We start from the raw sequence: 22,998 nt of genomic DNA, 5'->3' as shown, positions 1-22,998 counted from the left end.
TTTATGCCTTCTTCTGGTGTTGAGCCAAAGCGGCTTTCACGAAACCACTGAACAGCGGGTGGCCGTCCCGAGGCGTCGAGGTGAACTCGGGGTGGAACTGGCAAGCAACGAACCATGGATGATCCGGGGCTTCGACCACCTCCACCAGCGCGCCGTCACCGGAACGACCGGAGATTTTCAGGCCGGCCTCGATCAGTTGCGGCAGCAGGTTGTTGTTCACTTCGTAGCGATGGCGGTGACGCTCGACGATCACGTCCTTGGCGTAGCAATCGTGCACCTTGGAGCCGGCTTCAAGCAGGCATTCCTGGGCACCGAGACGCATGGTGCCGCCCAGGTCGGAGGCTTCGGTGCGTACTTCCACGGCGCCGGTGGCATCTTCCCACTCGGTGATCAGGCCCACGACCGGGTGACCGCTGGCGCGATCGAATTCGGTGGAGTTGGCGTCCTTCCAGCCCATCACGTTACGGGCGAACTCAATGACCGCCACTTGCATGCCCAGGCAGATGCCCAGGTAAGGCACCTTGTTTTCGCGAGCGTATTGAACAGCGGTGATCTTGCCTTCCACGCCCCGCAGGCCAAAGCCGCCCGGCACGAGGATCGCATCGGCGCCTTCGAGCAGACCGGTGCCCTGGTTCTCGATGTCTTCAGAGTCGATATAGCGCAGGTTGACCTTGGTACGGTTGCTGATACCGGCGTGACTCATCGCCTCGATCAGCGACTTGTAGGCATCCAGCAGCTCCATGTACTTGCCGACCATGGCGATGGTGACTTCGTGTTCCGGGTTGAGCTTGGCATCGACCACCGCTTCCCATTCGGACAGGTCGGCGCTGGCGCACTGCAAGCCGAAACGCTCGACGACGAAATCGTCCAGGCCCTGGGAGTGCAGGATGCCCGGGATCTTGTAGATGGTGTCAGCGTCTTCCAGGCCGATCACCGCACGCTCTTCAACGTTGGTGAACTGGGCGATCTTGCGCCGCGAAGAAATATCGATCGGATGATCGGAGCGGCAGATCAGCACATCCGGCTGCAGGCCGATGGAACGCAGTTCCTTGACCGAGTGCTGGGTGGGCTTGGTCTTGGTTTCGCCAGCGGTGGCGATGTACGGAACCAGGGTCAGGTGCATCAGCATCGCGCGCTTGGCGCCGATTTCGAAACGCAACTGGCGGATGGCTTCGAGGAACGGCTGGGACTCGATGTCACCCACAGTGCCGCCGATTTCGACCATCGCCACGTCGGCGTCGCCGGCACCCTTGATGATGCGGCGCTTGATTTCGTCGGTGATGTGCGGGATGACCTGGATGGTCGCCCCCAGGTAATCACCACGGCGCTCTTTGCGCAGCACGTGCTCGTAGACACGGCCGGTGGTGAAGTTGTTGTTCTGGGTCATGGTCGTGCGGATGAACCGCTCGTAGTGGCCCAGGTCCAGGTCGGTCTCGGCGCCGTCGTGGGTGACGAACACTTCACCGTGCTGGAACGGGCTCATGGTGCCCGGGTCGACGTTGATGTACGGGTCCAGCTTGAGCATGGTGACCTTAAGTCCCCGCGCCTCCAGGATGGCCGCCAATGAAGCCGAGGCAATGCCTTTCCCCAATGAAGAAACAACACCGCCCGTGACGAATATGTAGCGCGTCATGAAAAACCCTAGAAGTCTGCGTTAAAGCGGTCCGAGCCGCCGGGGAAAGCGAAGGAAGGCCGAAGCCCCCGATCACCTGCATTAATCACAGTGCACCTTTCAAAAAAACCGCCGCGTTGGGACAGACCGGAAGTGAAATCACCGGTACGTTGCTCGCTACACATTTTTTGGAATCGCCCAGCAAAGACTGCTTGGTAATCGGCAACTCCTGCAATTCAGGCGAATCCACAGAAGTTGTATCAAGAAGGGAGCGTAGTCTACCGGAAAGCCCCTTTCAGCTCAAACCCAGATCTTGGTTTCATGGCTGCCAGATCAGTTGCCAGTTGCCATCAATGCCGCTGTCGAGTCCTGGCAGGTTCGCCACCGCCAGCAATTGCTCGTCCCGATACAGCAGTGGCAATCGACCGCGCGCAAACGCCGGCACGCCTCTTTCGTTGAGCAAACGCTTGAGGTCCCGGTGGCCACGGCCGGGCAACATCATGGCTTCACCTCCCTGACGATAGCGGACGCAGAGCGGTCCGTCGGGCATTTTACCGTCGAGGGTCACCGTGCCGTTGTCTGGCAGGGTCAATGCTTGAGCAGTCAGCGTCCATTCTACGGGGCCTGCGGCCGGTCGCAGCCAGCGGTCGGATAACCACCAGACGCGCCCGCCGGCGCGGTGCAGTTCGCCACCGGCCAGCCGCCAGATCGGCCGGGCGTCGTCCGCTGCATCGCGCAACGAGTCCCAGCCAGACCAATGATCACTGTCGGGCAGCGTTGTCATCGACGCCAGCCAATGACTCAACGCATTACGCTGACGGGCCGGCGACAAGGCTCGCAACGGGGCCAACTCAAGCGACCGCAACCCAAGCCAGTCGAACGCGCTGGGCGTGATGGCTCGGTGCAGATCGATTCGCGCCAGGTCATCCAGCAAGCCTTGGGCCTCACTCAGGTGCGCAGCGCTGCGGGCGAAGGTCGTCGAGGCTTGGGACCACTGCTCGGTCAATACCGGGAAAACTCGCTGGCGCAGGAAATTGCGCGCGTACCGGTGATCGTCGTTGGAAGGGTCTTCGATCCAGTTCAAGCCCTGTTGCGTCGCGTAGGCTTCCAGCTCCGCCCGGGACACATCGAGCAAGGGTCGCAGCAAGTACCCCTGGCCCAGAGGACGCTGCCGAGGCATCGCCGACAAGCCCCTCACCCCTGCCCCACGCAACAAACGAAACAACAGGGTTTCAGCCTGATCGTCGCGATGTTGACCGGTGAGTAGCACTTCATTGCTGTGGAGCAGCGCCACGAAGGCAGCATAGCGCGCCTCCCGGGCGGCACGCTCGACGCTGGCACCGGCCGGGACTTGCACGTTCACTACTTCCAGCGGCACCCCAAGGGCCTTGCAGACCGAGCGACAATGGTCCGGCCATGCATCGGCCACAGCCTGAAGGCCATGATGGACGTGGACAGCACGTAGCGGTGGCAGGGCTTCATTTTTGGAGAGAGACGCGAGCAGGTGCAGCAGGACGGTGGAATCGAGGCCACCGGAGAAGGCGATGCGCCAGGTGACGGCGTTGCGCCAGGGGGATAGCTGTGTGAGGAGCCGGGTTGGCAGATCCGCGCTTGAGTTCATAGGAGTCAGCCTTGGCACAAACAACTGTGGGAGCGAGCCTGCTCGCGATGGCGGTATATCAGTCAACTCATTTGTTGAATGTTAAACCGTATCGCGAGCAGGCTCGCTCCCACATGGGCATTGCGGTCGGGTCAGAGACCGTAGCTCATCAGCCGCTCATAGCGACGGGCCAGCAGCGCCTCGTTGTCGAACTTCTTGAGCATCGACAGTTGCGAGCTCAGCTCGGCACGAATCAGCGCCGCAGCCGCGGCCGGATCACGATGAGCGCCGCCTACAGGCTCGCTGATCACTTTATCCACGATACCCAGGCCTTTGAGACGCTCAGCGGTGATGCCCATGGCTTCGGCGGCATCCGGCGCCTTCTCGGCGGTTTTCCACAGGATCGAGGCGCAGCCTTCCGGCGAGATCACCGCGTAGGTGGAGTATTGCAGCATGTTCAGCTGATCGCAGACACCAATGGCCAGCGCACCGCCGGAACCGCCTTCGCCGATCACGGTGGCGATGATCGGGGTTTTCAGTCGTGCCATTACGCGCAGGTTCCAGGCGATCGCTTCGCTCTGGTTGCGCTCTTCGGCGTCGATGCCCGGATAAGCGCCCGGCGTGTCGATGAAGGTCAGGATCGGCATCTTGAAGCGCTCGGCCATTTCCATCAGGCGGCACGCCTTGCGATAGCCTTCCGGACGCGGCATGCCGAAGTTGCGGCGCACCTTTTCGCGCACTTCGCGGCCTTTCTGATGGCCGATGACCATCACTGGCTGGTCGTCCAGACGGGCGACGCCACCCACGATCGCGGCGTCGTCGGAGAAATGCCGATCGCCGTGCAGTTCATCGAACTCAGTGAAGATGTGCTCGATATAGTCCAGGGTATAGGGACGACGCGGATGACGCGCCAGGCGGGCGATCTGCCAGCTGGTCAGCTTGCCAAAGATGTCTTCGGTCAGCGTGCGGCTTTTGTCCTGCAGACGAGAGATTTCATCGCCGATATTCAGCGAATTGTCATTACCGACCAAGCGCAACTCTTCGATCTTGGCTTGCAGGTCGGCGATCGGCTGTTCGAAATCTAGAAAATTCGGGTTCATAGGCGTCCGTCTTGGGTCGACGTCCAAGAGAGCTTGGGCCGGCCGGTTGTCTATTCGCGCCCTACCTTAAGGGAGAGGCGCGTTCAGGTCGAGATTAAAAATTCGGGTCGAGATCAGGGCCGCTCCAAGGTTCAGGAGTGGCACCTGGCCGTCAACGGTATTGGAGGAAGACGTTGTCTTTACCGAACTGGTCACGCAAGGCTTGAATCAACGCATCCGCCGGATCGATCCGCCAGCCTTCGCCGAACTGCAGCACAGCCTTGGCGTCGGGGCGCACGTACTCCATGGTAATCGGGCAAGCACCGCGATGGCGCTTGAACAATTCCCCCAGCCAGCGTAGCTGATCGCCCTTGAGATCCTGGGTCTGCAATTTCAGGCGCAGGCTCTCGGCCAGGTTGGTCCGGGCATCTTCCATGCTCATCACCCGTTTGACCCGCAGCCGCAGGCCACCGGAAAAATCGTCGTTGCTGACTTCGCCTTCCACCACAACCATCGCGTCAGTCTGCAACAGCGACTGGGCCGAATGGAACGCATCGGCAAACAACGACGCCTCGATGCGCCCGGAGCGGTCGTCGAGGGTGATGAAGCCCATCTTGTCGCCCTTTTTGTTTTTCATTACCCGCAGGGCGATGATCATACCGGCGACGGTCTGCGTGTCACGCGCCGGCTTCAGATCAATGATGCGCTGGCGGGCGAACCGGCGGATCTCGCCTTCGTACTCGTCGATCGGGTGACCCGTGAGGTACAGGCCCAAGGTGTCTTTCTCACCCTTGAGACGCTCCTTGAGCGTCAGCTCCTTGGCCTTGCGGTGATTGCCGTAGACATCGGCATCTTCCTCGACAAACAACCCGCCAAACAGGTCGGCGTGACCACTGTCATGGGTCCGGGCGGTTTGCTCGGCGGCCTTGATCGCTTCTTCCATGGCCGCCAGCAGCACCGCGCGGTTGCGGTCGATATTGGCCTGGTAGGCCTTGGGTTCATCCTGGAAGTACGGGCCCAGACGGTCCAATGCACCGCTGCGGATCAAACCGTCGAGGGTACGTTTGTTGATGCGTTTGAGATCGACCCGGGCGCAAAAATCGAACAGGTCCTTGAACGGTCCGTCCTGACGGGCTTCGGTGATGGCTTCCACCGGTCCTTCACCCACACCCTTGATCGCCCCCAGTCCATAAATGATGCGGCCTTCGTCGTTCACCGTGAACTTGAACTCCGAAGCGTTCACGTCCGGTGCGTCGAGGCGCAACTTCATGGTCCGCACTTCTTCGATCAAGGTCACGACCTTGTCGGTGTTGTGCATATCCGCCGACAGTACCGCGGCCATGAATGGCGCCGGGTAGTGGGCCTTCAGCCACGCGGTCTGGTACGACACCAGACCATAGGCGGCCGAGTGGGATTTGTTGAAGCCGTAACCGGCGAATTTTTCCACCAGGTCGAAGATGTTACCGGCCAGGTCCGCATCAATGCCGTTGTTCGCACAACCCTCGATGAAACCGCCGCGCTGCTTGGCCATTTCCTCGGGCTTTTTCTTACCCATCGCCCGACGCAGCATGTCCGCGCCGCCGAGGGTGTAACCGGCCATTACCTGGGCAATCTGCATCACCTGTTCCTGGTACAGGATGATGCCGTAGGTCGGTGCCAGGACCGGCTTGAGGCCGTCGTACTGATAATCCGGGTGCGGGTACGCCAGCTCGGCGCGCCCGTGCTTACGGTTGATAAAGTCATCCACCATGCCCGATTGCAGCGGGCCCGGACGGAACAGGGCCACCAGTGCGATCAGGTCTTCGAGGCAGTCGGGCTTGAGCTTTTTGATCAGCTCCTTCATACCCCGGGATTCAAGCTGGAACACTGCCGTGGTTTCGGCTTTTTGCAGCAGGCTGTAGGTCGGCTTGTCATCCAGCGGGATGAAGGCGATGTCCAGCGGCTCTTCGCCGACCTTGGCCCGGTCACGGTTGATGGTTTTCAGCGCCCAGTCGATGATCGTCAGGGTCCGCAGGCCAAGGAAGTCGAACTTCACCAGGCCCGCCGCCTCGACGTCATCCTTGTCGAACTGGGTCACCAGGCCGTCGCCCTCTTCATCGCAATAGATCGGCGAGAAGTCAGTCAGCTTGGTCGGCGCGATCACCACGCCCCCGGCGTGCTTGCCGACGTTACGCACCACGCCCTCAAGCTTGCGGGCCATCTCCCAGATTTCCGCGGCTTCTTCATCGACCTTGATGAAGTCCCGCAGGATTTCTTCCTGCTCGTAGGCTTTTTCCAGGGTCATGCCGACTTCGAACGGGATCATCTTCGACAGACGATCCGCCAAACCGTAGGACTTGCCCTGCACCCGCGCCACGTCACGCACCACAGCCTTGGCGGCCATGGAACCGAAGGTGATGATCTGGCTCACCGCGTTGCGGCCGTATTTCTCGGCCACGTAATCAATCACCCGGTCGCGACCGTCCATGCAGAAGTCGACGTCGAAGTCGGGCATGGACACCCGTTCCGGGTTGAGGAAACGTTCGAACAGCAGGTCATATTCCAGCGGGTCGAGGTCGGTGATCTTCTGCACGTAAGCCACCAGGGAGCCTGCACCCGACCCCCGGCCTGGCCCCACCGGCACGCCGTTGCTCTTGGCCCACTGGATAAAGTCCATCACGATCAGGAAGTAACCGGGGAAGCCCATCTGGATGATGATATCCAGCTCGAAATTCAACCGGTCGACATAGACCTGGCGCTTGGCCTCGTAATCTTCGGTGGTGTCCTTGGGCAAGAGAACGCTGAGGCGCTCATCCAGGCCATCGAAGGACACCTTGCGGAAATACTCGTCGATGGTCATGCCATCGGGGATCGGGAAGTTGGGCAGGAAGTGCTTGCCCAGCTTCACTTCGATGTTGCAGCGCTTGGCAATCTCGACCGTGTTTTCCAGCGCCTCGGGCAGGTCGCTGAACAACTCGGCCATTTCCTCGGCGCTTTTGAGGTATTGCTGATCGCTGTAGTTTTTCGGACGACGCGGATCATCGAGCGCCCGGCCTTCACCGATGCAGACGCGGGTTTCGTGAGCCTCGAAGTCTTCCTGCTTGATGAAGCGCACGTCGTTGGTCGCCACCAGCGGCGCGCCGATCTTGTCGGCCAGGGCCACGGCGGCATGCAGGTGTTCTTCGTCGTTGGGGCGATTGGTGCGTTGCACTTCAATGTAGAAGCGGTCCGGGAACACCGCCATCCAATCGCGGGCCAGCACTTCGGCTTCTTCTGGATTGCCACTGAGCAGGGCCAGGCCGATTTCACCTTCCTTGGCCGCCGACAGCATGATCAAACCTTCATTGGCCTCAGCTACCCATTCGCGCTCGATGATGATCGAGCCGTTGCGCTGGCCATCGATAAAACCGCGGGAGATCAACTCGGTGAGGTTGCGGTAACCCACGGCGTTCATCACCAGCAGGCTGATGCGGCTCAGCGGCGCGTCCGGGTCTTTGTTCGACAGCCACAGGTCGGCCCCGCAGATCGGCTTGATCCCGGCGCCCATGGCATTTTTGTAGAACTTGACCAGCGAACACATGTTGTTCTGGTCGGTGACCGCCACAGCAGGCATGTTCATGCCCACCAGAGTCTTGACCAGTGGCTTGATCCGCACCAGGCCATCGACCAGGGAGTACTCAGTGTGCAGGCGTAGATGAACGAATGAAGCCGGCATAGTGATCCTGCGTTAAGTCATGAAAACAACAAGGCCCGGATTGTACCGAGCCTTGGGTAAAACATCAGCATGATTGCCTTGCCACAAAAGCCTGCATCAAGAGACCGCAGTCTGATGACTTACGATCAAACCCTCACGGGCTTCATAAGCCAGCCGCACCGGCGCGAACGAGCGCCGATGGATCGGCGTTGGCCCAAGGCGCGCCAGCGCTTCCAGATGAACGGGTGTCGGGTAGCCCTTGTGGCCGCCGATGCCGTAGCCCGGGTAAATCAATTCAAAGGCGCTCATTTCCCGATCACGGCTGACCTTGGCCAGAATCGATGCCGCCGCAATGGCCGGCACCTTGCCGTCCCCCTGAACGACTGCTTCGGCGCGCATAGACAGCTTCGGGCACCGATTGCCATCGATCATCGCCAGTTTCGGGGTGATGTGCAGGCCTTCCACGGCACGCTGCATCGCAAGCATGGTGGCGTGCAGGATATTCAGTTCGTCGATCTCTTCCACTTCAGCCCGTGCAATGCACCAGCTCAGGGCTTTCTCACAGATTTCGTCGTAGAGCTTTTCGCGACGGGCTTCGGTGAGCTTCTTGGAGTCGTTGAGGCCCAGAATGGGCCGGTTTGGATCGAGAATCACCGCTGCCGTCACCACTGCGCCGCACAACGGACCACGACCGACCTCATCAACACCGGCCACCAGTTCTTCAACTTCAGCCACCAGATTGAAGTCCAGGCCCATCTGCAATTTCACGTTACTCATGGTTTGGCGCCGATCAGGGTCAATACTGCGTCGGCGGCCTGGTTGGAGGCATCGCGGCGCAAGGTACGGTGAATGTCATCAAAGCCCCGGGTCTGCTCCTGGCCACCGTCGATCAAGGGCGACAGCGTACGGGCCAGCGCATCGGCGGTTGCCTCGTCCTGCAGCAATTCAGGCACCAGCAAGCGCTGGGCCAACAGATTGGGCAAGGAGATGTAAGGGCTCTTGACCATGCGTTTGAGGATCCAGAACGTCAACGGCGCCAAGCGATAGGCGACCACCATCGGGCGTTTATACAGCAACGCCTCAAGGGTAGCAGTGCCGGACGCAATCAACACGGCGTCACACGCAGCCAGTGCGAGATGAGAACGGCCATCGAGCAATGTGACAGGCAGATCGCGCCCGGCCAGCAGCGCTTCAAGCTGAGCCCGTCGCTGCGGGCTGGCACAGGGCAGAACAAAACGCACGCCGGGACGCATCGCTCGCAGACGCTCGGCGGCGTCGAAGAACAAGCCTCCCAGGCGACTGACCTCGCCGCCACGGCTACCGGGCATCAAGGCCACCAGCGGGCCGTCGGGCAGGCCCAACGTCTGACGCGCCGCGTCACGATCCGCTTGCAGGGGAATGGTATCGGCCAGGGTATGGCCGACAAACCGTACCGGCACGCCCTTCTCTTCGTAGAATCGGGCTTCGAACGGCAGCAGCGTGAGCATCAGGTCGCAGCCTTCGCGGATTTTCAACACGCGCTTCTGCCGCCAGGCCCAGACCGAGGGGCTGACGTAGTGCACCGTCTTGATACCGGCCTGACGCAACTTGAGTTCGATATTGAGAGTGAAATCCGGCGCATCGATGCCGATGAACACATCCGGTCTTTCGTCGATCAGGGTCGCGATCAGCTTCTTGCGGCGAGCCAGCAGTTCGCGCAGACGTCCGAGCACCTCAACCAGCCCCATCACCGACAGGCGTTCCATGGGGAAATATGACGCCAGCCCTTCGGCCTGCATCAAGGGGCCACCGACACCGATGAACTCCACTGCTGGGTGCTGCGCCTTGAGCGCACGCATCAGACCGGCACCCAGAATGTCACCGGAAGCCTCTCCCGCCACCAGTGCTATACGCAAGTTAGCCATGGTTAGCGAGTGATGCCGCGAGTCGAGGACTGGATGGAGTCACGGAATATCGCGACTTCCGGGAACTGCGCCGAAGCCTCGGCCAACTCGACAAGGGCCTGTTCGACGGTCAACCCCTGGCGGTACACAACCTTGTAGGCGCGCCGCAATGCCGTGATCGCCTCTTCGCTGAAACCACGACGGCGCATGCCTTCGAAATTCATACTGCGGGCTTCGGCCGGGTTACCGAACACAGTGACATAGGCCGGTACGTCCTTGCCGATGGCGGTGCCCATGCCCGAGAAGCTGTGGGCGCCGATATGACAATATTGATGGACCAAGGTGAAACCGGACAGGATCGCCCAGTCGTCCACATGCACGTGGCCAGCCAACGCGGTGTTGTTGACCAGGATGCAATGGTTGCCAATGACGCTGTCATGACCGATATGGGCGTAGGCCATGATCAGGTTATGGTTGCCCAGAGTCGTTTCGGAACGATCCTGAACGGTGCCACGGTGAATCGTCACGCCTTCGCGGATCACGTTGTGATCGCCAATGACCAGCCGGGTTTCTTCACCTTTGTACTTGAGATCGGGCGTGTCCTCGCCTACCGAAGAAAACTGGTAGATGCGGTTGTGCCGACCGATCCGGGTCGGACCCTTGAGAATTACATGGGGCCCGATCACCGTACCCTCGCCGATTTCCACACCTGGGCCGATGATCGACCATGGGCCGACCTCGACATCGGCGGCCAGGACTGCCGCCGGATCGATGATTGCGCGAGGGTCAATCAAACTCATAGTTTGCGTTCCGCACAGATGATTTCAGCGGAGCAGACTGGCTTGCCGTCGACCGAAGCCTGGCATTCGAACTTCCAGATCTGGCGCTTGCAACTGATGAATGTGGCTTCGAGGATCAGCTGATCGCCCGGGGTGACCGGCTGGCGAAAACGCAGCTTGTCGGAGCCCACGAAGTAGTAAAGCGTGCCGTCGGCAGGCTTCACGTCGAGCATTTTGAAACCAAGGATCCCGGCAGCCTGAGCCATTGCCTCGATGATCAGCACGCCGGGCATGATTGGATGCGCGGGAAAGTGACCATTGAAGAACGGTTCGTTGATGCTGACATTCTTGTAGGCGCGAATCCGCTTGCCTTCAACGTCAAGTTCCACCACCCGGTCCACCAGCAGGAACGGGTAACGGTGAGGCAGGTATTCGCGAATCTCGTTGATGTCCATCATTTCGGGGGGAAGCCTATGTAAAGATTGGAAGCGCACGATCGACGCGCGCCCCTCTAGCAAATCAAGGAGGCAGTCTAGCGGCTGTGCACACTTGATATGGAAATGGTATCAGCCATCTGATGAAGCATTACCGTCAGGGGTCACGTCCCCTACACGCTTTTCCAACTGACGCAAACGCCGCGCGATGTCATCGAGCTGGCGGATTCGGGCCGCGCTCTTGCGCCATTCGGCCGCCGGTTGCATCGCCGTGCCGGAAGAATAAGCACCCGGCTCGGTGATCGAATGGGTCACCATGGTCATTCCGGTGAGGAATACGTTGTCACAAATATCAATGTGCCCCACCAGCCCCACGCCACCGGCGAGCATGCAATGCTTGCCGATCCGGGTGCTGCCGGAAATGCCTACGCAGGCGGCCATGGCGGTGTGATCACCGACCTGGACGTTGTGGGCGATCTGAATCTGGTTGTCGAGCTTGACGCCATTGCCGATGACCGTATCAGACAGGGCGCCCCGGTCGATCGCGGTGTTGACGCCGATTTCCACGTCATCACCGATGGTCACGCCGCCGATCTGGGCGATCTTTTGCCAGATCCCCTTCTCCTTGGCAAAACCGAAACCTTCACCGCCCAGTACCGCACCCGACTGGATCACCACCCGCTTTCCGATACGCACGTCGTGATACAACGTGACCCGCGGAGCAAGCCAGCCACCCTCACCGATCTCGCAGCGCGCACCGATGAAGCAATGGGCGCCCAGCGTGACGCCCGGGCCGACCCGGGCGGCGCTTTCAATGACGACAAAAGGACCGATGCTGGCCGTGGGATCAACCACCGCATCCGCCGCGATGACCGCGCTGGGATGAATGCCGGGGGCCGACTTGGGCTTGGGGTCGAACAGGTGGGAAATCCGCGCATACGCCAGATAGGGATCCGGCACGATCAGCGCATCGCCCGCGAACCCGTCAGCATCGGCAGGCTTGAGCAACAGCGCTGCGGCCCGGCTGTCGGCCAGGTATTTGCGATATTGAGGATTTGCCAGGAAGCTCAACTGAGCTGGGCCAGCCTCTTGCAAAGTGGCTAGCCCAGTGATGACCTTCTCCGGGTCGCCACGCAGGGTGGCGCCGAGGAACTCAGCCAGTTGGCCGAGCTTGATAGTCGCTGTCATGGATTACTTCAGCTGATTCATGCGCTCGATAACCTGGCGCGTGATGTCGTACTGGGGTTTGACGTCAATCACTGCACCACGCTCGAACACCAGGTCAAAACCACCTTTCTTGATGACTTCTTCCACCGCCCGATCGAGCTTTGGCTTGAGCTGCTTGAGCATCTCGCGGTCGGCAACGGCTTTCGCTTCGTTCAGCTCCTTGGACTGGAACTGGAAGTCACGGGCCTTTTGCTTGAACTCAAGCTCCAGACGCTCACGCTCGCCCTGGGCCATTTTGTCGCCACCGGAGACCAGACGATCCTGGATACCCTTGGCGCTGCTCTCCAGGCTCTTGAGCTTGGTCAGCTGCGGGCCGAACTTCTTCTCGGCATCCACGGCGTATTTCTTCGCCGCGTCGGATTCCAGCAAGGCCATCTGATAGTTCAGTACGGCAATCTTCATGTCGGCAAAAGCCGGACCTGCGACCATCAAGGTCGCCAGGAGAACCAATTGAGTCAACTTACGCACGATGTACTCCTACAAAATCCATTGTCGTTATCTTGGGTCAGACGCTTAGAACGTCTGGCCGAGGGAGAATTGGAACACTTGGGTTTCAGCGTCATCCGGTTTCTTGATCGGCATCGCCAGGGCGAAGCTCAAAGGACCGAGCGCGGTGACCCAGGTCACACCCACGCCCACGGAACTTGCCATGTTGCTCAGGCTGATGTCGTTGCACTTGGTATTGGACCTGGTGCCGTCGGCGTTGGTGGTGTCCTCGCACGAAGAGTCGAATACGTTACCCACGTCCCAGAATACCGAGGTACGCAAGGAGCGCTGATCCTTGACGAACGGCATCGGGAACAACAGCTCGACACCGCCCTGGATCAGGACATTACCACCGAACGGCAGCGGATCCTGGTCCGGATCACGTATGGTTCCCGGGTTGGTGCCCCGGCTCGGCGTACTGCGCGGACCAAGAGTGCTGTCCTTGAAGCCACGGACCGAGTTGAAACCGCCGGCATAGTAGTTCTCGTAGAACGGCAAGCCGTCGGTGGAACCATAACCGTCGCCATAACCCAGCTCAGTGTGCAGGCGCATGGTGTAATTATCAGACAGCGGCTGGAACAGTTGGCCACGATAGTCGAGCTTGAAGAACGAGAGGTCGCTGCCAGGGGTGGTAGTTTCCAATACCAGGCTCTGGGAACGACCGCGGGTCGCCAGCACACCTTTGTTCAGGGTCGATTCCGACCAACCGACAGACGCCTTGAAGTTCAGGTACTTGTCGCCTTCCTTTTCAACGAAGTCAAAAATCTCGTCAACGGTATAACGCCCGGTGCTGATCTCGTCCTGCTGGGCGGTGAGACCGAACGTCAGACGCGAAGTCTCGCTGATTGGATAACCCACGTTGACGCCTGCACCCAGGCTGTCCACGGCATAGCTGGAGATGTCGGAGTCGAGCTCATCATAGTCAGTGGTGCGATAGAAGGCGTTGTAGCCCAGGCTCACACCGTCAGCAGTCCAGTAGGGGTCGACAAAACCGAAGTTGTAGCGGGTCTGGTATTCGCTGCGGGTCAAGCCAACGCTGACCCGGTTACCGGTACCCAGGAAGTTGTTCTGGGTGATCGAACCACCGAGGATCAGGCCGGCGCTCTGGGCGAAACCGACGCTGGCGGTGATCGAGCCGGACGCCTGCTCTTCAACGCTGTAGTTCACATCGACCTGGTCATCGACGCCCGGTACTGCCGGCGTCTCGACGTTGACTTCCTTGAAGAAGCCCAGGCGCTCCAGACGGGTCTTGGACTGGTCGATCAGGTAGGTCGACGCCCAGCCACCTTCCATCTGGCGCATTTCACGGCGCAGCACCTCGTCTTCGGACTTGGTGTTGCCACGGAAGTTGATGCGGTTGACGTAGGCGCGCTTGCCCGGATCCACGGCGAAGGTGATGTCGACGGTATGGTCTTCATCGTGCGGTTGCGGCACGCCGTTGACGTTGGCGAAGGTGTAGCCCTCGTTGCCCAGACGACGGGTGATCAGCTCGGAAGTGGTGGTCATCAGCTTGCGCGAGAACACCTGGCCCTTCTGCACCAGCAGCAGAGAGGTGACCTGGTCTTCAGGCACCTTCAGGTCGCCGCTGAGCTTGACGTCACGAACGGTGTACTTGTCGCCTTCGTTGACGTTCACGGTGATGTAGACGTGCTTCTTGTCCGGAGTGATGGACACCTGGGTCGAAGCGATGTCCATGTTGATGTAGCCGCGGTCCAGGTAGTAGGAACGCAGACGCTCCAGGTCACCGGAGAGCTTTTCACGGGCGTACTTGTCGTCGTTCTTGAAGAATGACAGCCAGTTGGTGGTCTTGAGTTCGAACAGGTCGATCAGGTCTTCATCAGGGAAAACGGTGTTGCCCACCACGTTGATGTGCTGGATCGCGGCCACGGTGCCTTCATTGATGTTGACCTTCAGGCCTACGCGGTTGCGCGGCTGCGGCACCACTTCGGTGTCGACGGTGGCCGAGTAACGGCCCTGGGCAACGTACTGGCGTTGCAGCTCGTTACGAACACCTTCGAGGGTGGCGCGCTGGAAGATCTCGCCTTCGGCCAGACCGGACTGTTTGAGGCCCTTCATCAGGTCTTCAGTGGAGATCGCCTTGTTGCCTTCGATCTCGATACTGGCAACCGATGGACGCTCAACTACCGTGATGACCAGTACATTGCCATCACGACCCAGCTGGATATCCTGAAAGAAGCCGGTTTTGAACAGCGCGCGAGTGGATTCCACCAGACGCCGATCATCCGCCTGCTCGCCGACGTTTAACGGCAAGGCACCAAAGACACTACCCGCGGAGACCCGCTGGAGGCCATTGACGCGAATATCAGAGATAGTGAAGGACTCGGCGTGAACTTCGGCGATCATCAATACGGTGAGAACCGCAGTTAGCAGCAGACGTTTCATGAAGTCCTTTCTTATTCCAACTGGCAATAAACAAACTGCCGCAAAATGCGGCAGATTCGCAATTCAGCGAAGCGTTACAGACGACCCAGATCGTTGACCAAGGCAAGCAACATTACCCCGACCACCAAGCTGATACCGATCTGTATCCCCCAACCTTGCACCCTATCCGACAAGGGACGACCACGCGCCCACTCGATCAGATAAAACAACAAATGCCCCCCATCCAGTACCGGAATGGGCAGCAAATTCAGAACCCCCAGGCTAATGCTCAGATAAGCAAGGAAATTCAGGAAATCAGCGACGCCCGACTGGGCAGAAGCGCCCGCCACTTTAGCAATGGTTATCGGTCCACTCAAGTTTTTTACCGAGAGCTCGCCGAACAACATTTTCTTGAGCGAATCGAGGGTCAGGATGCTCATGGTCCAGGTACGACGCGCGCCCTCGCCAATCGCCGCCAAAGGGCCGAAACTGACCTCGCGGATCATTTCCGGCGGCCAGTCGACAGCCTTGACGCCGGCACCCAGATAGCCGGTCGGCGCCTTGCTCTCGCCACGGACGCCCAGGGTTACCGGGACGTCGATCGGCGCACCATCGCGCTCGACGCGCAGCACTATCTTGCTATCCGGACGTACACGAACCGAATCGACCACCTGCTGCCAGTCACTGACCGGCAGGCCATCGAGCGCCAGCAGCCGATCACCGGTCTTCAGGCCTGCAGCCTGGGCCGGGCCTTTCGGATCGAGTTCGGCGAGTATCGGCGGCAAGGCCGGACGCCATGGCTTGATCCCCAGGGAACGGATCGGATCCGGCTCGTCGGCGCCCTTGAGCCAGTTGTCCAGGATCAGTTCGCGAGGCGAATCCACCGTGGAACCCTGCTCGCGCACCATCAATTGCAACGAACCGCTCTCACCCAGGCGACGCACCAGTTGCAGGTTGACCGCCGCCCAGCCCGATGTCGGCTCCCCATCGATGGCAACGATTTCCTGCCCGACACCCAGCCCGGCACGGGCGGCGACGCTGCCGGCCTCCACCCCACCGATGACCGGACGCACCTGCTCGCTGCCCAGCATGGCCAGGGCCCAGAAAAAAACCATGGCCAGCAAAAAGTTGGCTATCGGCCCCGCCGCCACGATGGCAATACGCTGACGGACGGTCTTGCGATTGAAGGATTGGTCGACCTGATCGGCCGGCACTTCACCTTCGCGCTCGTCAAGCATCTTCACGTAGCCGCCCAGCGGAATGGCTGCCACAACGAATTCGGTGCCCTTTTTGTCATGCCAGCGCAGCAGCGGCATGCCGAAACCGACGGAAAAACGCAGAACCTTGACGCCACAGCGCCGCGCGACCCAGAAATGACCGAATTCGTGAAAAGTGACCAACACCCCCAATGCAACCAGGGTGCCGACAATCATATAGAGCGCGCTCATCTGTTTTCTCCGCAATCCTGCCCAGGACAACCCTGGCTAACGTACCGCAGCCTCAACGCCCGTGGCGCTTCAACCATTGGCCCGCCAGCTCACGAGCCCTGGCGTCCGCCGTGAATACCGCATCGAGGTCATCGAGCGAAACCACAGCCTCGAGGTTCAAGACCTCCTCGATGATACTCGCGATCTCGAGGTAACGGACACGTCCGTCGAGAAACGCTGCAACCGCCACTTCATTGGCAGCATTGAGCATGGCCGGAGCACTGTTGCCTGCCTCAGCCGCTTGTCGCGCCAGACGCAGGCATGGAAAGCGCTGCTCATCAGGCGCCTGGAAATCCAGGCGGGCAATGGCGAACAGGTCCAGCGGCGCCACGCCCGAATCAATCCGCGCAGGCCAGGCCAGCGCATTGGCGATCGGAGTACGCATATCCGGGTTGCCCAATTGAGCCAGCACCGAACCGTCTATGTAATCCACCAGGGAGTGAATCACGCTCTGCGGGTGAATCACCACTTCCACCTGGGACGGCTTGGCATCGAACAACCAGCAGGCCTCGATCAGTTCCAGGCCCTTGTTCATCATGCTGGCCGAATCCACGGAAATCTTGCGCCCCATGGACCAGTTCGGGTGAGCACAAGCCTGCTCGGGTGAAACATGCACCAACTCTTCCAGCGGAGTCTGCCGGAACGGACCGCCGGAAGCCGTCAGTAAAATCCGCCGGACCCCCACTGCGCCCAGGCCGCGGGAAAAGTCCTGCGGCATGCATTGAAAAATCGCATTGTGCTCGCTGTCGATGGGCAGCAGCACCGAACCGCTTTTGCGCACGGCCTGCATGAACAGCGCGCCGGACATGACCAGTGCTTCTTTATTGGCCAGCAGGATTTTTTTGCCTGCCTCTACCGCCGCCAGCGTTGGACGCAAACCCGCCGCGCCGACAATCGCCGCCATCACTGCGTCGACTTCAGGATCGGAGGCGACCTGACACAACCCTTCCTCCCCCACCAGCACACGGGTAGGCAAGCCTGCCGCGCGCAAGTCGTCCTGCAAGGCGCGGGCAAGGCCAGCCTCAGGCACCACGGCGAAACGCGGGGTGTGGCGTATGCACAGCGCCAGCAACTCACTCAAGCGAGTAAAACCACTGAGGGCAAATACCTGATAGCGCTCCGGGTGACGGCCGATGACATCAAGCGTACTCAGGCCGATCGAACCGGTAGCACCCAGGACGGTAATTTGTTGAGGGCGACTCACGATGCCGCCATCCATAGCAACACGGCAAAGATCGGAATCGCAGCGGTCAGGCTGTCGATGCGATCCAGCACGCCACCATGGCCGGGCAGCAGATTACTGCTGTCCTTGATGCCGGACTGACGCTTGAACATGCTTTCGGTCAGGTCGCCGACCACCGATACAAATACGATGAGAGCAGCCCCAAACAGGCCCATCAGCAACTGCCCGGCACTCCACTCCCGCACGACGCCGACCACCGCTGTGATCACCAGGCTCAAGGCCAGACCTCCATAGACCCCTTCCCAGCTCTTGCCGGGACTGACCTTGGGAGCAAGCTTGCGCTTGCCAAACGCCCGTCCGGAGAAATAGGCACCGACATCCGCCCCCCAGACCAACACCATCACAGCCATGATCTGCCAGTTGCCCAACGGGCCTTGCTTGATCCAGATCAGCCCTTGCCAGGCCGGCAGCAGGATAAGCAGGCCAATCACCAGCTTCGCGGCAGCACCTGCCCAATGATGCGTGGTCCGCGGATAGGTCAACACCAGGAAGGTCGCCGTGGCCCACCACAATACCGCTGCCCCCAGAACCCAGGGCGCGATACCCGGCACCAGGTACATGACGAACAGCATCGCCGCCACGGCCACGGCATAGGCCACCCGCGCAGACTGCGCCGGGAAGCCCGCCAAGCGCGCCCACTCCCATGCCCCCAAGGTCACGACCAACCCGATGAACAGCGCGAAACTGGCACCTTCAAGCAGGAAAAATCCACCCAGGGCGATGGGCAACAGGATCAGAGCGGTGATGATTCGTTGTTTAAGCATTAAACCCGGGCTCCAGCTTCGATCTGCTCGCTCGTTTTACCGAAGCGACGCTGACGGGAAGCGAAATCGGCCAGCGCCGTGCGCATGGCTTCGTGTTTGAAGTCCGGCCAGAACAGGTCGGAGAAATACAGCTCGGCGTAAGCCAGCTGCCAGAGCAGGAAGTTACTGATGCGATGCTCGCCACCGGTACGAATGCACAGGTCCGGCAACGGCAAGTCGCCAGTGGCCAGACAGGTCTGCAGCAGCTCAGGCGTGATGTCTTCCGGCCGCAGATGCCCGGCCTGGACCTCCCGCGCCAGCCGCTGGGCTGCCTGGGCGATGTCCCATTGGCCGCCATAGTTGGCGGCAATCTGCAGGACGAACCGATTGGCACCCGCCGTGGCGGCCTCGGCTTCGCGCATCGCAGCCTGCAACTCGGGATGAAAGCGCGAGCGGTCACCAATGATGCGCAGGCTGATGCTGTTGTCGTTGAGGCGCTTGGCCTCACGCCGCAGAGCCTTGAGGAACAGATCCATCAAGGCGCTGACTTCATCGGCCGGACGCTGCCAGTTCTCGCTGGAGAAGGCGAACAGGGTCAGCACCTCGACCCCGGCCTCGGCACACACCTCGATGACCGCGCGAACTGCATCGACCCCCGCCTTGTGCCCGGCCACGCCAGGCATAAAGCGCTTCTTGGCCCAGCGATTATTGCCATCCATGATGATCGCCACGTGACGCGGAATCGCAAACGGCACGGCCTGTTTGGTCTTTTCCATGAAAACGAGACCCTTATACGGCCATCAGGTCTTTTTCTTTCTGCGCCAAATCCGCATCGATCTTAGCCACGTACTTCTTGGTCAGATCATCAATCTCGCCAGCGGCGCGACGCTCTTCGTCTTCACTGATTTCCTTTTCCTTGACCAGATCCTTGAGCTGGCTGTTGGCATCACGACGGATGTTGCGCACGGCAACGCGAGCGTCTTCAGCCACATCACGGGCCTGCTTGGTGAAGCCCTTACGGGTTTCCTCGGTCAGGGCCGGCATGGAAATCAGCAGCAACTCACCCAGGTTGGTCGGGTTCAGGTTCAGGCCGGCACTGCCGATGGCCTTGTCGACCGCGCCCAGCATGTTGCGCTCAAAGGCAACGACTTGCAGGGTCCGGGCATCCTTGACGGTGATGTTGGCCACTTGCTTGATCGGCGTATCAGCGCCGTAGTACGGCACCATCACGCCTTCGAGAATGCTTGGGTGCGCCTGGCCGGTACGAATGCGACCGAAGTTGTGTGCCAGCGATTCCACGGATTTCTGCATGCGCTCTTGAGCGTCTTTCTTGATTTCGTTGATCATTGTTGTACTTCCTCGATCAGTGTTCCTTCGGCGCCGCCATGCACGATATTCAGCAGGGCGCCGGGCTTGTTCATGTTAAAGACGCGCAGCGGCATCTTGTGGTCGCGGCACAGACAGATAGCCGTCAGGTCCATGACACCCAGCTTGCGATCCAGTACTTCATCGTAGGTCAGATGATCGAACTTCTCGGCATGCGGATCTTTGAACGGGTCAGCGGTATAGACGCCATCGACCTTGGTTGCCTTGAGCACGACATCGGCATCGATCTCGATCGCTCGCAAGCAGGCGGCCGAATCCGTGGTGAAGAACGGATTGCCGGTGCCGGCGGCAAAAATCACCACTTCCTTGGCATTGAGGTGGCGCATGGCTTTGCGGCGGTCGTAGTGATCGGTCACGCCGACCATGGAAATGGCCGACATTACGATGGCCGAGATATTGGCACGCTCCAGCGCATCGCGCATAGCCAGGGCGTTCATCACAGTGGCCAGCATGCCCATGTGGTCGCCCGTAACCCGATCCATGCCGGCCGCGCTCAGCGCTGCGCCGCGGAACAGGTTGCCGCCGCCGATGACCAGGCCGACCTGAACGCCAATTCCGACCAACTGGCCGACTTCCAGCGCCATGCGATCCAGCACTTTCGGATCGATCCCGAACTCTTCCGAGCCCATCAGGGCCTCGCCGCTAAGCTTGAGTAGAATGCGTTTATAGCGAGCCTGATAACCACTGCCCTGCTGAGCCATTGCGAATCTCTCCTGCGGCGTATTTTCGAAAATTCTTTCAGGCTGTTTGCAGCCTGCGTTCACTCTAGCTTGACGCTGACACAGCGCCATCGAAACACGGCTTTGTAAGCCAGTTCCGACAGGAAACCAATAAAAATCGGTATCCCATCCAAAAAGAGGCTGCGCGCGTGAGCGGGCAGCCTCTTCAGGGCGACAGTTAAAAAAACCGTCTTATTGCTTGGAAGCAGCCGCTACCTGAGCAGCAACTTCGTCAGCGAAGTTGTCGACTGGCTTCTCGATGCCTTCACCTACCGCAAAGCGAGTGAAGGAAACGATTTCAGCGCCGCCTTTCTTGGCCAGGGCACCCACGGTGATTTCCGGGTCCTTGACGAAAGCTTGCTCAACCAGGCTGGCTTCAGCCAGGAACTTGCTGATGCGGCCGCCGATCATTTTTTCAACGATTTCAGCTGGCTTGCCTTTCATCTTGTCTTCGTTGAGGCTCATGAACACGGCTTTTTCGCGTTCGATGGCTTCAGCGGAAACTTGCGATGGCAGCAGGAACTCAGGGTTGCTGGCCGCTACGTGCATGGCGATGTCCTTGGCCAGTTCAACGGAACCGCCCTTGAGGACAACTGCAACACCGATCTTGTTACCGTGCAGGTAAGTACCGACCACGTCACCTTCAACGCGAGCCAGACGACGGATGTTGACGTTCTCGCCGGTCTTGCCGACCAGAACCAGACGATCAGCTTCACGAGCTTCGATCAGCGGAGCGACATCAGTCAGTTTGTCAGCAAAGGCTTTTTCGACGCTGGCAGCGACGAATGCCTTGAAGTCATCCTGCAGAGCCAGGAAGTCGGTCTGGGAGTTGACTTCCAGCAGAACGGCGACCTTGCCGTCGTCCTTGATGGCGATGGCGCCTTCAGCGGCGACGTTGCCGGCTTTCTTGGCAGCCTTGATGGCGCCCGAAGCACGCATGTCATCAATGGCTTTCTCGATGTCGCCGCCAGCCTTGGTCAAGGCCTTCTTGCAGTCCATCATGCCTTCGCCGGTACGCTCGCGCAGTTCTTTGACCAACGCTGCAGTAATCTCTGCCATTTCAAAATCCTCTTGGATAGGTTTTCAACCATTCCACCCGATTGAACGGGCGTGCAATTCTTCCCGAACCACCCTTGTTAGCCGCTGCACGTTACAGATGCTGTAGCTGCGCTGCTGACAAATGGTTTTCGAGGTGGCAAAAAGGGGGCCAAGCCCCCTTTTTGCTTACTGAGTCAACGCCAGGGCGTCAATTACTCAGCGGCTGCTGCCGGAGCTTCTTCAGCGAAGACTTCGGTGCCGCCATTAACATTGTTGCGACCACGGATAACAGCGTCAGCCATCGAACCCATGTACAGCTGGATGGCGCGGATGGCGTCATCGTTGCCTGGGATGATGTAGTCAACGCCTTCCGGGCTGCTGTTGGTATCGACAACGCCGATGACCGGGATACCCAGCTTGTTGGCTTCGGTGATCGCGATGCGCTCGTGGTCAACGTCGATCACGAACAGTGCGTCAGGCAGACCGCCCATGTCCTTGATACCGCCCAGGGAGCGGTCCAGCTTCTCAAGATCGCGAGTGCGCATCAGCGCTTCTTTCTTGGTCAGCTTGGCGAAAGTACCGTCTTCGGACTGCACTTCAAGGTCACGCAGACGCTTGATGGAAGCGCGAATGGTCTTGAAGTTGGTCAGCATGCCGCCCAACCAGCGGTGATCGACGTACGGCGAACCGCAACGTGCTGCTTCTTCAGCAACGATCTTGCCAGCGGAACGCTTGGTGCCGACGAACAGAATCTTGTTTTTGCCCTGGGCCAGGCGCTCTACGAAGGTCAGTGCTTCGTTGAACATCGGCAGGGTTTTTTCAAGGTTGATGATGTGGATCTTGTTACGCGCGCCGAAAATGTACTTACCCATTTTCGGGTTCCAGTAACGGGTCTGGTGACCGAAGTGCACACCGGCCTTCAGCATATCGCGCATGTTGACTTGGGACATGATAGTTCCTTGATAAGTCGGGTTTGGCCTCCACGTATCCCAATGACCAACCAGCGGCCTATATAAGCCGAAGGCACCCAGGTCATCGTGTCGACACGTGTGTGGATTTAAGCTTGCGGGGTCATCCCCGGAAAGCGGCGCATTTTATACCACAGCAAGGGCGAAAACGGAACACGGATTCTGAAAACCCCTATGGAAGGGGTTTTATCCCCTCGCCACAGAGTTCCATCCAGGCGATAGGGTTCATTGCGCTGATCGTCTGTTAGAATCGCCTCTT

General features: G+C 59.7%; 19 protein-coding genes. All 19 read right to left on the bottom strand.

The annotated features are described in order from the left end of the window. Position 1 precedes the first annotated feature (1 nt). The 19 genes from CRX69_RS03885 to rpsB all read right to left on the bottom strand — a co-directional run bounded on the left by CRX69_RS03885 (position 2) and on the right by rpsB (position 22,721). Positions 2-1,633, bottom strand: coding sequence for a CTP synthase (locus CRX69_RS03885; RefSeq protein WP_047227576.1), 1,632 nt, complete (start codon positions 1,631-1,633; stop codon positions 2-4). A gap of 298 nt (positions 1,634-1,931) precedes the next feature. Next, complete coding sequence (gene tilS / locus CRX69_RS03880; RefSeq protein WP_047227575.1) at positions 1,932-3,233, bottom strand: tRNA lysidine(34) synthetase TilS; 1,302 nt, start codon at positions 3,231-3,233, stop codon at positions 1,932-1,934. A 131-nt stretch (positions 3,234-3,364) separates the two neighbouring features. Then, on the bottom strand, positions 3,365-4,312 hold the full coding sequence (locus CRX69_RS03875) for an acetyl-CoA carboxylase carboxyltransferase subunit alpha (protein ID WP_047227574.1): 948 nt from the start codon (positions 4,310-4,312) through the stop codon (positions 3,365-3,367). A gap of 151 nt (positions 4,313-4,463) precedes the next feature. Continuing rightward, positions 4,464-7,985, bottom strand: coding sequence for a DNA polymerase III subunit alpha (gene dnaE / locus CRX69_RS03870; RefSeq protein WP_107321576.1), 3,522 nt, complete (start codon positions 7,983-7,985; stop codon positions 4,464-4,466). Between the two features lie 96 nt (positions 7,986-8,081). Next, on the bottom strand, positions 8,082-8,726 hold the full coding sequence (gene rnhB / locus CRX69_RS03865) for a ribonuclease HII (RefSeq protein ID WP_160891751.1): 645 nt from the start codon (positions 8,724-8,726) through the stop codon (positions 8,082-8,084). 11 nt (positions 8,727-8,737) lie between these two features. Next, on the bottom strand, positions 8,738-9,868 hold the full coding sequence (gene lpxB, locus CRX69_RS03860; RefSeq protein WP_047227571.1) for a lipid-A-disaccharide synthase: 1,131 nt from the start codon (positions 9,866-9,868) through the stop codon (positions 8,738-8,740). Between the two features lie 2 nt (positions 9,869-9,870). Then, positions 9,871-10,647 carry an acyl-ACP--UDP-N-acetylglucosamine O-acyltransferase gene (gene lpxA, locus CRX69_RS03855; protein WP_107321575.1) on the bottom strand — a complete coding sequence of 259 codons (777 nt, stop codon included), beginning with the start codon at positions 10,645-10,647 and terminating at the stop codon, positions 9,871-9,873. Further along, entirely contained in the window at positions 10,644-11,084 is a 441-nt protein-coding gene (gene fabZ / locus CRX69_RS03850) for a 3-hydroxyacyl-ACP dehydratase FabZ (RefSeq protein ID WP_047227569.1), read from the bottom strand. Before fabZ ends, lpxA begins: the two co-directional genes overlap by 4 nt. Before the next feature lie 108 nt (positions 11,085-11,192). Continuing rightward, a complete protein-coding gene (lpxD, locus tag CRX69_RS03845) occupies positions 11,193-12,248 on the bottom strand; it encodes a UDP-3-O-(3-hydroxymyristoyl)glucosamine N-acyltransferase (RefSeq protein ID WP_047227568.1) in 1,056 nt (351 codons plus the stop codon). Positions 12,249-12,251: 3 nt separating this feature from the next. Beyond that, the gene (locus CRX69_RS03840) at positions 12,252-12,755 is read right to left on the bottom strand and encodes an OmpH/Skp family outer membrane protein (RefSeq protein ID WP_047227567.1); all 504 of its coding nucleotides are present in this window, start codon (positions 12,753-12,755) and stop codon (positions 12,252-12,254) included. A 45-nt stretch (positions 12,756-12,800) separates the two neighbouring features. After that, positions 12,801-15,176: an outer membrane protein assembly factor BamA gene (gene bamA / locus CRX69_RS03835; RefSeq protein WP_047227566.1), complete on the bottom strand. Its 2,376-nt coding sequence runs from the start codon at positions 15,174-15,176 to the stop codon at positions 12,801-12,803. Between the two features lie 74 nt (positions 15,177-15,250). Then, positions 15,251-16,603, bottom strand: coding sequence for an RIP metalloprotease RseP (gene rseP / locus CRX69_RS03830; RefSeq protein WP_107321574.1), 1,353 nt, complete (start codon positions 16,601-16,603; stop codon positions 15,251-15,253). Between the two features lie 52 nt (positions 16,604-16,655). Continuing rightward, entirely contained in the window at positions 16,656-17,846 is a 1,191-nt protein-coding gene (gene ispC, locus CRX69_RS03825; RefSeq protein WP_107323230.1) for a 1-deoxy-D-xylulose-5-phosphate reductoisomerase, read from the bottom strand. Then, positions 17,843-18,649, bottom strand: a complete 807-nt coding sequence (locus CRX69_RS03820) for a phosphatidate cytidylyltransferase (RefSeq protein WP_047227564.1) — start codon at positions 18,647-18,649, stop codon at positions 17,843-17,845. The genes ispC and CRX69_RS03820 overlap by 4 nt, the downstream gene beginning before the upstream one ends. Then, positions 18,649-19,404, bottom strand: a complete 756-nt coding sequence (gene uppS / locus CRX69_RS03815; protein ID WP_047227563.1) for a polyprenyl diphosphate synthase — start codon at positions 19,402-19,404, stop codon at positions 18,649-18,651. The genes CRX69_RS03820 and uppS overlap by 1 nt, the downstream gene beginning before the upstream one ends. Positions 19,405-19,417: 13 nt before the next feature. Continuing rightward, the gene (gene frr / locus CRX69_RS03810; protein ID WP_047227562.1) at positions 19,418-19,975 is read right to left on the bottom strand and encodes a ribosome recycling factor; all 558 of its coding nucleotides are present in this window, start codon (positions 19,973-19,975) and stop codon (positions 19,418-19,420) included. Continuing rightward, positions 19,972-20,715: a UMP kinase gene (pyrH, locus tag CRX69_RS03805; protein ID WP_024779012.1), complete on the bottom strand. Its 744-nt coding sequence runs from the start codon at positions 20,713-20,715 to the stop codon at positions 19,972-19,974. The genes frr and pyrH overlap by 4 nt, the downstream gene beginning before the upstream one ends. Before the next feature lie 210 nt (positions 20,716-20,925). After that, a complete protein-coding gene (gene tsf / locus CRX69_RS03800) occupies positions 20,926-21,792 on the bottom strand; it encodes a translation elongation factor Ts (RefSeq protein ID WP_047227561.1) in 867 nt (288 codons plus the stop codon). 191 nt (positions 21,793-21,983) lie between these two features. Beyond that, entirely contained in the window at positions 21,984-22,721 is a 738-nt protein-coding gene (rpsB, locus tag CRX69_RS03795; RefSeq protein WP_003198231.1) for a 30S ribosomal protein S2, read from the bottom strand. Between the last annotated feature and the right edge of the window lie 277 nt (positions 22,722-22,998).

Source organism: Pseudomonas rhizophila, assembly GCF_003033885.1.
Classification (GTDB): Bacteria; Pseudomonadota; Gammaproteobacteria; order Pseudomonadales; family Pseudomonadaceae; genus Aquipseudomonas; species Aquipseudomonas rhizophila.
Note: the sequence above shows the minus strand (reverse complement) of the source record. Positions and strands in the feature narration are given on the sequence as shown.